General features: G+C 44.4%; 15 protein-coding genes. 3 read left to right on the forward strand and 12 right to left on the reverse strand.

The genetic code is table 11. The annotated features are described in order from the left end of the window. Positions 1–2: 2 nt before the first annotated feature. Together K8S19_08690 and K8S19_08695 are read right to left on the reverse strand one after the other, a co-directional pair. Positions 3–527, reverse strand: coding sequence for a hypothetical protein (locus K8S19_08690; GenBank protein ID MCD4813752.1), 525 nt, complete (start codon positions 525–527; stop codon positions 3–5). A 10-nt stretch (positions 528–537) separates the two neighbouring features. Next, positions 538–1,374 (reverse strand): hypothetical protein, encoded by an 837-nt coding sequence (locus tag K8S19_08695; GenBank protein ID MCD4813753.1) that lies wholly within the window; start codon positions 1,372–1,374, stop codon positions 538–540. 106 nt (positions 1,375–1,480) lie between these two features. On the opposite strand from K8S19_08695, the gene K8S19_08700 reads away from it, so the two are divergent. From K8S19_08700 to K8S19_08710, 3 genes are all read left to right on the forward strand, one after another. Beyond that, positions 1,481–2,737: an ATP-binding protein gene (locus K8S19_08700; protein ID MCD4813754.1), complete on the forward strand. Its 1,257-nt coding sequence runs from the start codon at positions 1,481–1,483 to the stop codon at positions 2,735–2,737. Between the two features lie 220 nt (positions 2,738–2,957). Further along, positions 2,958–3,332, forward strand: a complete 375-nt coding sequence (locus tag K8S19_08705) for a nucleotidyltransferase domain-containing protein (protein ID MCD4813755.1) — start codon at positions 2,958–2,960, stop codon at positions 3,330–3,332. Next, positions 3,313–3,705, forward strand: a complete 393-nt coding sequence (locus K8S19_08710; GenBank protein ID MCD4813756.1) for a HEPN domain-containing protein — start codon at positions 3,313–3,315, stop codon at positions 3,703–3,705. The genes K8S19_08705 and K8S19_08710 overlap by 20 nt, the downstream gene beginning before the upstream one ends. 133 nt (positions 3,706–3,838) lie before the next feature. Here the strand turns inward: K8S19_08710 and K8S19_08715 are convergent, their stop codons facing one another. The 10 genes from K8S19_08715 to K8S19_08760 form a co-directional block, all read right to left on the reverse strand. After that, on the reverse strand, positions 3,839–4,633 hold the full coding sequence (locus K8S19_08715) for a hypothetical protein (protein MCD4813757.1): 795 nt from the start codon (positions 4,631–4,633) through the stop codon (positions 3,839–3,841). A gap of 8 nt (positions 4,634–4,641) precedes the next feature. Then, a complete protein-coding gene (locus K8S19_08720; GenBank protein MCD4813758.1) occupies positions 4,642–5,463 on the reverse strand; it encodes a hypothetical protein in 822 nt (273 codons plus the stop codon). Between the two features lie 44 nt (positions 5,464–5,507). Beyond that, positions 5,508–6,305 carry a hypothetical protein gene (locus tag K8S19_08725; GenBank protein MCD4813759.1) on the reverse strand — a complete coding sequence of 266 codons (798 nt, stop codon included), beginning with the start codon at positions 6,303–6,305 and terminating at the stop codon, positions 5,508–5,510. A gap of 17 nt (positions 6,306–6,322) precedes the next feature. Next, positions 6,323–7,189: a phage tail protein gene (locus tag K8S19_08730; GenBank protein ID MCD4813760.1), complete on the reverse strand. Its 867-nt coding sequence runs from the start codon at positions 7,187–7,189 to the stop codon at positions 6,323–6,325. A 9-nt stretch (positions 7,190–7,198) separates the two neighbouring features. Continuing rightward, positions 7,199–8,110, reverse strand: coding sequence for a hypothetical protein (locus K8S19_08735; protein MCD4813761.1), 912 nt, complete (start codon positions 8,108–8,110; stop codon positions 7,199–7,201). A 59-nt stretch (positions 8,111–8,169) separates the two neighbouring features. Beyond that, complete coding sequence (locus K8S19_08740) at positions 8,170–8,997, reverse strand: hypothetical protein (protein MCD4813762.1); 828 nt, start codon at positions 8,995–8,997, stop codon at positions 8,170–8,172. Positions 8,998–9,049: 52 nt separating this feature from the next. Then, positions 9,050–9,793, reverse strand: a complete 744-nt coding sequence (locus K8S19_08745) for a hypothetical protein (GenBank protein MCD4813763.1) — start codon at positions 9,791–9,793, stop codon at positions 9,050–9,052. Positions 9,794–9,875: 82 nt separating this feature from the next. Then, positions 9,876–10,454 (reverse strand): hypothetical protein, encoded by a 579-nt coding sequence (locus K8S19_08750; protein MCD4813764.1) that lies wholly within the window; start codon positions 10,452–10,454, stop codon positions 9,876–9,878. A 44-nt stretch (positions 10,455–10,498) separates the two neighbouring features. Next, positions 10,499–11,803 carry a PorV/PorQ family protein gene (locus K8S19_08755; protein ID MCD4813765.1) on the reverse strand — a complete coding sequence of 435 codons (1,305 nt, stop codon included), beginning with the start codon at positions 11,801–11,803 and terminating at the stop codon, positions 10,499–10,501. 64 nt (positions 11,804–11,867) lie between these two features. Beyond that, complete coding sequence (locus tag K8S19_08760) at positions 11,868–12,992, reverse strand: hypothetical protein (protein ID MCD4813766.1); 1,125 nt, start codon at positions 12,990–12,992, stop codon at positions 11,868–11,870. Positions 12,993–13,003 lie beyond the last annotated feature (11 nt).

Consider the following 13,003-nt stretch of genomic DNA (forward strand, 5'->3'; position numbering starts at 1 on the left):
TTCTAGAATGAATATTTCAACTCAATCAATTTCAATGTTGATAATTCGAGTTTACAGAATTCTTTCTCCTGCGCCAATAATTCATTGTACTTATGAATGATGCGCATAATGTCGTCTTTCGTGATTCTAAAAAAGAACGCTCCAATAACACCAACAGAAAAAGGCGCAAGTATCCACGAGGGAGTTCCTTCGTCCGTGTTCGCAGTCGCTATAAAAACAGCAAACCCGACAGCAAACAAACTGTAACTTATCCAAAAAAATATATTTTCAACTTCCAGGGCATCTATCATGGGATCTAATTCCTGATATAGTTCCTCATCAAAAGGTCTTACTTGATTAATATATTTCCGCATTTTCCCTATTGATCCATTCGGATACATTTCCAGAATACTTAGGGTTTGCATATCAAACAGCTTCACTTCGGTGATTGATATTTCCTCGGTCTCATTTTTTTTCGTTTCTGCCAAAACCAGCATAGGATTACATATCAAAACTATTCCCACTACAAATACAATAATTCGTTTCATAGCATGACTCCTATTTGATCTTTATGATCCAAACCACAGACATGTTAATTGGACGGGTTTCATCCGCCGTACGCGGAGTACCATTAGACCCATCACTACGAGGAACTCCAACTCTGAGATAGCTGACATGTGCACTATCTGCCGAAGCAAGCCTATCATTGTAGTATCCTCCAGAACCATGTGTTGGTATTTCGTCTTTCGATCCGGCATATTCCAACTTATGTTTATGCCCCTGAAAAGCATCTTCTTGTTCCACACCTGATGTTTGACTCCCTCGCAAAAACCTCCCCAGAATATTTAAATTCGGAATGACTACCCCATCCAAAGACCCGCCGGTTCCTGTCAATGTCTGGCCATTGCATTCTACCCAGCTATCCGGGAGTGTTTGGGGAACATTGGGTAAACTTTTATGCCAAGCCATAATCGTCCCAACCGGCAAGGTGGCATCAAATGCCATTTTTTGTGCTGTAATCGCGCCGTCCGCCACTGTCATGGCATAGGCTGATGTTCCCAGTTTTTGCCTCAGTGTCATTTCGGCATTGGTACCGACTTGAATCCCCACCCAGAGAGGTTGATTGAAACTTGACGGGGTCAACGCAGTTAAATTACCTAACACAGTATTGAAATAACCATTGTTGGTTACCACACTTTGCGCCTCTTCCCAGACCATGGTCCCGCCGCTTTCAGCTGCGTAGAGACGGAATGTGACGGAATACTGACCGTCGACAACTGGTTGCTGAACACTATCCATCAACCGGCCTTGGTAATTGAGGGTGTTAGGGATGTCGGCGAAAACGCCGGGTGCCATAACAATCACGAGTAGAATAGAAAGATATACTTTCTTCATTTCCTCAAACCTCCTTTAAATTTAATGTGGAGCAAACCTTCACTTATTTTGCAATTCCGAAAAAAAATATCTTGCAAAATTGGAGTAACAGCCCAATAATACATGTATGACATATTTACCTCGTTTTTCAGAAAAAAAAATCCAGCAGCTTACCAGGCAATTCGGCGCCATTCTGCTTACCGGCCCGCGCCAGGCCGGTAAAACCACGCTGTTGACCCACGCAGCCAGACAGCTTTTCAAATCAAACTTCTCAACCTTTTCCTTTGACACACCCAGTGAGATGGATACTTTTCGCCGCGATCCTGACCTTTTTTTTCTCAATCATCCCGGAATCCTGCTCCTGGATGAAGTCCAGCATGTTCCTGATATCTTCCCCTATTTAAAAAGTGAAATTGATAAAACTCCCGGTAAATTCCGTTTTTTTATTACCGGCTCCCAACATTTCGCCCTCATGAAGGGTGTAAGTGAGTCCCTTGCCGGACGGGCGGCTATATTGGATCTTTGGCCCCTGGCGCAACAAGAACTATACAAATCCAATTTGGAACACACACTTCATTTCCTGGAAAATCCTGCTGCTTTATCCACACTAAGAAAAAAAGAATTCCCGGTTAATGACAAACAGCATATCGTTCCAGCCATACTTAATGGCGGTTATCCACCTGTAGCTCTAACTGGTTTACCACCTACAGAGTGGTTTGAATCATATCGCCGCACTTATTTGCAGCGAGATATCCGGCAACTTAGCCAGGTCGGCGACTTAGGCCGATTTGACCGCTTTTTGACCCTTTGCGCGGGCCGCTCGGGAACCATTTTAAATAAAGCTGAATTCTCCCGTTCACTCTCGATTGACAATAAAACCGTAGATCATTGGCTTTCCCTGCTGGAGAGCAGTTATCAAATGATCTCCCTGCCGGCCTATCATGCCCATACCACCAAACGCATTACCAAGCGGCCCAAGTGGATTTTCGCAGACAGCGGCCTGGGTCTTCACCTCCAGGGTATCCGCGACATGTCAGGCCTGCTGTCAGCTCCGCATTTCGGACATCTGTTTGAAGCCTTTGTGACCATGGAGATCCGCAAAATTTTCAGTCATACCGGCAAACCCTGGAATGCTTTTCATTTCCGCGATGCCGTTGGTTTGGAATGCGATTTGGTGTTGGCAAAAGGCGGCCTCCTGCTTCCCATTGAAATCAAGCATACCGCCGGACCCACTACCTCCGATCTGGCGCCGCTCCGATGCTTTATGGAACTTTATCCAAAAAACACTCCTTATGGTTTGATGATTTCGCTTAATCCCAAAGTCGAACAACTCAGTCCCAATATTTTCAACCTGCCTTTGGGCATGATTCTAACAGGTGCCTAATTCATGGTATCAACCGGCCCTGGTAGTTGAGGGTGTTGGGTATGTCGGCAAACACACAATTGCAAATACCAATCATCACAATAAACACCAGTTTTTTTCTAAACATCATTAAGTTCCCCCTGGCTTGCGGTTTATTATTTTTCCCTTGTCCGCAGTTTGTCATTGCTTTATACTTCAATTAGCAAGACACAAGTTCGCGTCCTTTTTTTAGGAGTATATAATGTCTGAACCACTAAAACATATATCCATTCCACAACAACAATCCGGCAAACTTTTTCCCACTGATTCTGTTGGTGCTGTTGTCAAAGCAATCATTGATAATTTTTCACCTAAAAAAATAATCATTTTTGGCTCCTATGCCGCTGAAAAACAAACACCGGAAAGCGATCTTGATTTGTTAATCATCATGGATACCGAACTGCCTCCACATAAGCGTTCCGTACCTGTGCGTCTGCTTTTCAAACCCATGCCCTGCGTCATGGACTTGCTGATCTATACACCGTCAGAGATTAACTACTGGAACGGCACAGCCAACCATATCATTACCCATGCCCTCCGCACCGGAAAGGTTCTCTATGCGCAGCCAACACATTGAACTGTCCACACAGTGGCTTAAAAAAGCCGGTCATGATCTTATTACTGCTCATCAAACGCTATTGCTGCCGGACGGACCCACTGATACTGTGGCTTTTCACGCCCAACAAGCAGTAGAAAAATCACTAAAAGCTTTTCTTACCCTCCGGCAAATTGAATTTCCCAAAAGCCATGAATTGGTACGCCTCCTGGACATGGCTGTTCCGCTCCTTTCTGAACTGGATCAATTCCGCCAAGCTTGCGCTGAATTGTCAGACTATGCGGTTGAAATCCGCTATCCCACGGAAAGCCTTGAACCTTCCCGCGCAGAGGCTGTTTCCGCCGTCGATATGGCGGAGGAAATAGTCAAAACAATTCAGGATCATATGCCATAGTAAAAACACCTGCTACATCTGCAATTATTAAAGGATTTAGTTGTATTTTCAAGTCTCCGGATTCCCGCTTTCGCGGGAATGACTGACAATAAATCCCCCGCCCCCCTTTACAAAAAAAAGTGTGTTTATCCTACTATTTTTTCAATTCAACAACTGCAATAGACAAAGAATCATGTCCATCCATTTTGATAGTCCCGCCACCGCTATATCGAGACCATTGTAGTTTTGCTGTATAGTTGCCAGCAGGAACATTTTCTACCACGCAAGTAAAGCCGCCTGCAAAATGCCTTGTTGCCATAAGACTTAGTAAATAGCCCCCCTCAAAGGGACCATAATATTGATTATCAATATTTAGGCGAAATTTAACGACACCTGAATCACCATCCATCCAGCACGAATAATCCGCATTAACCAAAAGAGGATAACCAGAAGGTAAAATGTCAAATTCAATAACATCTTCCCACGAGGATGATGTTGTCGATCGACCACTCATAGTTTGTATTTTACAACTCCAATAATCTGTCACTGCTTTTTGCGCCAATTTATCAGTCGTTATCGCCCCATCAGCCACCGTCATGGCATAGGCCGAAGTGCCCAATTTTTGCCTAGGTGTCATCTCTACATTGATGCCAACCTGGATACCGACCCAGAGGGGTTTATTGAAAATGGCGGGAGTCAAGGCGGTGGAATTGCCAAGTACAGTATTGAAATAACCATTGTTGGTTACTACACTTTGCGCTTCTTCCCAGACCATGGTACCGCCGCTTTCTGCTGTGTAGAGGCGAAAGGCTACAGAATACTGGCCATCCACAACCGGTTGCTGAACACTATCCATCAACCGGCCTTGGTAGTTGAGGGTGTTTGGGATGTCGGCGGATACTCCTGCGGCAATAACTATTAGTGTTATTGCCAGTAGTATTTTTTTCATCGTCTCCCTCATTTCTTTAACTCAAGCACTGAAATCGAAATATAATCATTTAATCCCATTGTGACCGTGCCGCTTCCCGTGGTTCTATTACATTGTAAATGAGCAATATACTCCCCTGACGGCACACCTTCTATCACATATGAGAAACCGCCAGATTTGTATTCAAAAGCCACAGCATATAAATTGGTCCCTGTTTCTGAAGGCGCGTAATAATTATCTCCAATTTTTATTCTAAACTTACTTAAACCACCAACATTTCGGCCACATGAGTATTTAGCATCAATCAGTAACTTGCCCCCATCTGGTTTAATATTGAATGAAGCCATTGTATGCCATCCCGGTCCATCGGTTGCGACATCAGGATTACTGTCATGATAGTTCCAGCAATTTGTGATCGCATTAACCGCAACTTTACTGCTTGTAATTGCGCTGTCAGACACTTTGTTTGTAGTAATCGCCCCGTCCGCCACTGTCATAGCATAGGCTGATGTTCCCAATTTCTGTCTCGGTGACAACTCAACATTTGTTCCAACTTGGACACTTACCCAAAGTGACTGGTTAAATATTGAGGGTGTCAATGCAGTGGAATTGCCAAGCACTGTGTTGAAATATCCGTTTTGTGTCGCTACTGGTTGCGCTTCTTCCCACACCATAGTTCCGCCACTTTCCGCTGCATAGAGACGAAAGGTTACTGCGTATTGACCGTCCACAACCGGTTGCTGAACACTATCCATCAACCGACCTTGGTAATTTAGGGTGTTGGGGATGTCGGCGAAGGCATGAGTGGTTATGATTATCATCATAAAGCTTAAAAGTATTAATTTTTTCATTGTTTCAATCCTCGCCATTAAACTAGAATTTAATAACCAATTATTCAATTTCCAAAAGCCATAACTGATAAATTGCCACGTTGAAACTTCACTGTACTATTAGCGGTATAACCATATATTTTAATGTTGTGGCTACCTGCTTCTACTGGATAAGTCGTTATAATGGGTAAAGTAATTAAAAAACCATCATCTTGAGCATAGTGGGGCTTCCAAATAGCTTCTGCTTCGGGAATTTGTGCAGAATCAATCTCCAATTTAATATAAAGTGCTATTTCTTTAGTATGATGATAAAGCTGGACGGTAGATGATATTAATAATACTGAAGGTGTATCAACAGTAATAGTTGTTTCCAGCAATTCAACGAGTTCGCTAGCTGTCAGATTTATTTCAGATGTTGTTCCAATTCTTGTCCATCGCGGTTTCAACTTACTCGAAGTAACCTCTCCATCTGCAATTTTTTCTGTAGTAATCGCCCCATCTGCCACAGTCATGGCATAGGCTGATGTGCCTAACTTCTGCCGAGGCGTCATTTCTGCATTGGTGCCAACTTGGATACCGATCCAGAGGGATTGATTGAATATTGAAGGTGTCAAGGCTGTAGAATTTCCGAGTACTGTGTTGAAGTAGCCATTTTGTGTCGCTACAGATTGCGCTTCTTCCCAGACCATGGTACCGCCGCTTTCTGCTGTGTAGAGGCGAAAGGCTACAGAATACTGGCCATCCACAACCGGTTGCTGAACACTATCCATCAACCGACCTTGGTAATTTAGGGTGTTGGGGATGTCGGCGAATGACATGGCTGGAATTGCCGCCAGAAGCAAACACATTATTATTTTTTTCATTTCACTGCCTCCAGCTTTCATTGTTTAATAATGAACATCATTGCTATATTCTTTGGACGTGTTTCATTGCCGCCTGTTACCTCGCAACCTTCTGTAAATTCATTCATTCCATACACACCTCTCATTACACTCATTGTTCCGGCTGTTGTTCCATAAATTGCTGGTTTTTGTCTGTGATCATGACTTTGTATTTCGAAATCCTGTTTTGTTCCCACAATATCCCCAGTTGCTCCGTCGCCACGTGCAGTCCTTGATGTTGCATCAGGATCTACTCCTGCACCATGACTCCAGCCTCTTGGAAAATACCCTCTGAAGTCCGGAATATTAAAATCCGTACCTGAACCACCATATGAGTATCCTATGGCAGCAAATAAGTGGGGGTACGAAGAAGTGCTTAACCTGTTGCCAGCACATTCCATCCATCCATCCGGCGCTGTCTCCATAGGCCACATCACAATCGTACCACTCGGTACAACTCCCCAACCTGAGGCAACTTTGTTAGCTGTAATCGCCCCATCTGCCACTGTCATGGCATAGGCGGAAGTTCCTAGCTTTTGCCTCGGTGTCATCTCTGCGTTTGTGCCGACCTGGATGCCCACCCAGAGGGGTTGATTAAAAATGGATGGTGTCAAGGCTGTAGAATTTCCGAGTACTGTGTTGAAGTAGCCGTTTTGTGTTGCTACACTCTGTGCTTCTTCCCAGACCATGGTGCCGCCACTTTCGGCAGCATAGAGACGGAAGGTTACTGAGTATTGACCATCTGTAACCGGTTGCTGTGTACTATTCATCAAACGGCCTTGGTAGTTGAGGGTATTGGGGATGGCGGCTTTAATAGAAAAAGGTAAAATAAAAATTATTGTAAAAATGAGTAAACAATGTTTCATAATTCCACCTCAATCCTTTACTTCCATGTCATTACCGCCAAAAGCAATGACTGACAATTCTGCATACACAACTTTTGCCAGATTATCGTTCCCCTGTGCCCAAACGTAGATAGAAATATTATGTTGGCCTGCTGATACTTCTTGCAATGTCATCATAGGTATCACACTATTAGGACCATCACCACTTGTTGCATAACCTTCATATTGAAAAAAGACGGGATCTGTTTCTATCCATGTTTCATCCAGTTTAATTTTAAATGATATACCCTGCAATGTTTTAGAATGTGTGACAGAACCATAAAATAATATTTGCAGTATAGAATCGCTTTCAACTTCTATCTTCAAATCCAATTCAGGTATGTGCTTATCTCCGGTATTGCCTGCAATTTCCACGTCCGGTTCAAAGTCAATTGCTTTCTTTGCATAACCTAATTTCATCTTTGATAAAGTAACCGCTTTATCAGCAATATCATTTTCTTCAATCCCTCCATCTTTTATCTTGTTTGAAGTAATAGCATTATCTTTAAGCTTATCTGTTGTAATCACATTATCAGCAACCCCTATTGCATACGCTGCAGTGCCAAGTTGTTGCCTTGGTGTCATTTCTGCACCAGTTTCCATCTGAACACCTATCCATAATGATTGATTGAAATCTCCCATATTCAAACTAGTTATATTCCCCAACACTGCATTGAAGTATCCGTTTTTCGTTGTTACGATTTGTGCTTCCTGCCACAAAATATTTCCGGCTACAGGAGTGGTATATAATCGAAAGGTTACAGAACAATCTTTGTCTGCGACCGGATGGTTTTCATTAACCATCAACCGGCCTTGATAGTTGAGTGTCTTAGGGATGTCGGCATGAGAACTGGTATTTATCGTTAGTAATACCATAAAAACAATCATAATTATTTTCTTCATTTCAGCCCTTCCTTTACGTCAATATTTGTGTAGGGGCAATTCATGAATTGCCCCTACAATCATTTTATTTTTATTATCCATACAACTGACATATTAATTGGTCTTGTTTCATCTCCTGCATCCGCGCCCGTCACATTACCAACAGTGGCATTATCCGAGTCTATACTATATTTGTCATTTCCACTGTCTGCATCCTTTGAAGAAGACTTTCTTCTTTTAGCAGATGTTGTATGCCCATGTTGTCGAAGTTGGTCCGCTTGGGGTGTGCCCGAAATATTACTTCCGCGAAGAAATCTTTTCTCACCATTTAGATCTGGAACAATTCCACCGTGATAAGGACTTTCCAAATCGTCTACTATCTGACCATTACACTCCACAAATTGATTAGGCAAATCAGGTGTAACAGCTAAATATGACTTATGCCAAGCCAAGATTGTTCCTATGGGAATATCTGCACCAGGTGCAATTTTATCAGCAGTAATTGATCCATTTGCTATTTTCCCAGTTGTAATCCCTCCATCCACCACGGTCATGGCATAGGCTGATGTGCCTAACTTCTGCCGAGGCGTCATCTCAGCATTATTTCCCACCTGAATGCCTACCCATAGAGGTTGATTGAAAATCGAGGGTGACATGGATGTCACCGCTCCCAAAGTTGTGTTGAAATATCCGTTTTTCACATTCACAGACTGCGCTTCTTCCCATACCATAGTTCCACCGCTTTCTGCAGCATAGAAACGGAAGGTTACTGCATATTGACCGTCGACAGCAGGTTGGTTAGCGCTATTTATCAATCGGCCCTGGTAATTGAGGGTGTTGGGAATGTCGGCAAATGAAACCGATGCTATTGAAACTATAATTATGAGTACCGTGATTATTTTTTTCATGTGTCAACCCCCATTGTTTCTTTCTTTTCTCCTGTCATCCCCACCCTTTTGTTTATTCTTTCTCGCAAAACACACAATCAATATAGGGTGGCAAGCTACTCGCATCATCCACTGTATGCGTATGTTGCCCATTGGAGCTGGTTGTACCACTATAGGTATGTCTATGGTGATTATCCGCTACACGGTTTCCGCTGCTGTTTTCCCCTTCTGTAACACTATCTTCTTCACTTGTCGTTCCACTATAAGAATGGTTGTGGCTACCGGCTTCCTGCATAGTATGCGTATGCGTTTCACTCCCGCCTGTAGCACCGTATTCTGAAGCACCTCTTACAAATTTGCCGTCAAATTCTCCCACCCGCTTGTAACCAATAGGACAGGTTGCTCCGCGCCATAGGATGATCGCGCCTTGGGGCACAGCATTTTGTCCACCCGCCACGGACATGGCATACGGCGCAGCACCTAACTTCTGTCGGGGGGTCATTTCGCTCTTATCACTAATCTGAATTGCCATCCATAAAGCCTGGTCGAATAATGCGGGACTTAATGCGCTTGATCCGCCTAAAACAGTATTAAAATACCCGTTGCTTGCCGTCACTGTCTGCGCTTCTTCCCATACCATAGTTCCTCCGCTTTCTGCGGTATAGAGACGAAAGGTTACGGAATAATTACCTTTCGCTACGGGTTGATGGGCGCTATCCATCAGCCGTCCCTGGTAGTTGAGGGTGTTGGGAATGTCGGCGAAAGCTATTCCGGCTGTCACCCAAATCACTGCCAGAATCAATATTGTTTTTTTCATTTTGTGCCTCCTTCTTAGGGGTGAATACGCCAGCCCAAAAGATAATTTGTTGTAGGGAACGGTCGCGACCGTTCCCTACGGATCATTTGACGACCGCGACTTTAAGAATTTTCCGGCTATTGCCGATCTGCACAACCACCACATATATCCCGCTGCCCACAGTTGAGTGATTGGTATTCAATCCCTGCCAGACAACCGACCAGAAATCATCCAAAGGATTGCCGGTATTGGAAGCCAGGGGATCATATTCCTGATCCACCACAGTTTTGACAAACTCACCCAGAAGATTATAAATTTTAATCGTGACTCTTTTTCGTTCAGAGCCAACACGAAATTGGATCACGGTTTCTTCGCCTTGAGTGGGATTAAACTTGTTGTTCACTGCCCAGGCAATGCGTCCTTCCGGCAGTTTGGCCTTGATATCATCCTGATTAAACACACTAATGGCCTGTAAAAACCCGGAAATCAACAAATGAACATCATTGTTCATGGAACCGATAATGGTCTCTCCCAAACTCCCCAGCAGGGTATAGGTTGTATTGGATTGAAGCCCTCCTGCTGAATTGAGATGCCGTTCATTGATGCTGTACTCATCATCTGTCATGGCCCATCCTGTTGATGCCAGCAGGCATATCGCTATTACTATAATTATTTTTTTCATGTTCCCTCCTGTCCCCACAGTTTTCAGGCACTGTGCTCCTTGTCTCATTCTTCTTTTCCTTTTCCGGGCGTTTCTACAATCGCCCATACTTTATCGTCAATATCCATACTCAAACCCTGAACCTCTGCCAAGCTGATGTTCGGATCAACCATTTCTATGATGATCCCGGCAATAGGCGCACCTTTGGCATCCAGCAGTGAACCGGAGTAGCCTTTTTTGATGCCATGATTACGACCGATATTTAATACAATCTGATTGACCAATCCGCCTTTTCGCCGGACTTCCAGCACCTGCGCCTGCACCCGGGTTGCATCCTTTTCAGGCTTTGCAGTAACCTGCATGTCTGCAACCATTTCTTCAAGCAGATCCGCCTGGGATTTTTCCGGTTCTGCCGGTTTATCGGATTTTCCTGTGCTCTTGATAGGTGCCAGGACATATCCCAAACTCACCCGGTGCGCCGAATTGAGCACTTCCACAAAATTGAGCGCATAATTCAGGCTAAAATTTTGCCATACAACACCCAAACCGGCAGTAATCCCGCCCATATCAACGCCTAATTTGTAACCGCCGCGTACAGCCACCATATCTGCGATAAAAACTTCCAGACCCACATTACCGTTCCATTTTTCTTCCAAATCATACTGTACATCTCCGGCAAATCTGATATTCACCACCGGATCAGGATCAAATGCATACGACAGTCCGGCCAGTCCATAAGCAGGCAGAGGATCTGCGGTAGTATCATATTGAATGGGCGTTCCGATGTTTTTCAAAGCCAGACCCACATTGAGATTTTCCGCCAATGGTTTAATCTCGTAATACACTCCAAGATCACCTGCCAATGCAAATGCCGAATATTCTTCGACCAATGTCGAATAAAGCATCTTCGCACTGACACCGAACGCCACTACCTGTCCCATAATCCCAAAGCGCTTGGCTGCGCCCAAAGAGAGGAGCATATCCCTCTGCGCGTTGATATTGCTGATATCGCCATCATAAGTCACCAGCTCCATCACGCCGGCATCATAATAGAGAAAATGACTCATCATGTTCCAACCATCGCGTAAACGCATATCATAAGAAATGGAACCAAATGCATCTTCCGCCAATCCACTGTAATACGTTGCTGCAACACGCGGATGTTTGATGTCGAGCAATGCTGCGGGATTATAGTCATAGGCAGCCGAGCCCTCCCCCAATACAGCTGCCTGGGCATTTCCCATCCCGGCTGCGCGTACATTGATCTGATTTTTCAGCAGCAATCCCGAACAGGTTGTGGAATCCTGCGCATAGACACTCGAAATTATAAATATTGCGCCTAGCATGGTCATCACAGTTTTCTTGTTCATGCCAACCCTCCTTGATCAACCTGTAGGGGCACGGCGCGCCGTGCTCCTACAACATTAAATTTTTTCACCATTTGGCCATCTCCATGCGGCGTTTGGTTTCCGCATTAATGGGAATATTCAAATAGATATGTGAAAAGTGCTTAAAACCGATCTCATTGTTTGTGAGATCAATATCCTTGCACACGATTTTCAATGCTTTTTGAGTGGGTTCGTCCAATTGGGCTGTCACTGCAACATCATGCCCGTATAAATAGAGCCATCCCTGGACTACTGCGATAATCTCTGAACGATTCATGTAGCGGTAATAATTGGCAATCTGTTCCATCACGTACCGGTCCGGCTTGGCATCCGATCCCAGCAACCGCCAATAAGGCAGACGCAGATGGCGGCCCACCAACTGGATCACACTCGTCTCCACCAAAAGCCGCACTGCTGCATGACGGCCCTGAACTTTCTTGATACTGCCTTTGGCGCCGAATGACTGTCCGAACAAACTGATACCCACCTCTTTATTACTCAATGCCTTACGCACTTCCATGGAATTGACTGTATTGATTTTGGGAATACCGGTCATGGTATTAAAATCCAGCAAATTAAAATCCAGTGTAATCCGCGCCAGACCCCATTTGCTTGCAGCGCTCAAACGCATATCAACAGCTGTGGAAGGCATATCCTGCGGCAATCCACTGAAATCAGCACCCAAACTTCCGTCTGTATTTGATCCCCGGGTCATGAGGCCGCGGTCAAACTCGGTCACCCCTCCGCTGAGCACCACATCCGGCAGGGCTTTATTACCCAAGGCGCCATAACCTGTCATGACTGTATTCTGAATAAAAGAAGGATCATACGGAATAAAAGTGACCTTGCCACCGATAGTATTCAATGTGCTTTTCATCATCTCTGTGATATCTCTGGGTATTTCATAACCAGTGGACGAAGAGCTGCCGGTGTTGTCCCCCAAAGGCTTGCACATAATTTTCATGGATGGCGTGTCATAGATATCTGTCATGATCCCCAAATCATTCAAAGCATTTGTAAATGAAGTCACCTTCATTTGGGGGAGGCTTTCTTGAAGTTCAACATCCACTTCACGCGGATCAATTGATGCGCATGCTGGAATCAACCCAATCATACTGATGCTGATCATGCTGAACCAAAATCGCTTGAATTTTATTGGTTTCATAACCATGATACGCCACT

It is taken from the genome of bacterium, from assembly GCA_021108215.1.
Lineage (GTDB): Bacteria > Oederibacteriota > JAAXVQ01 > JAAXVQ01 > JAUVAV01 > JAIORK01.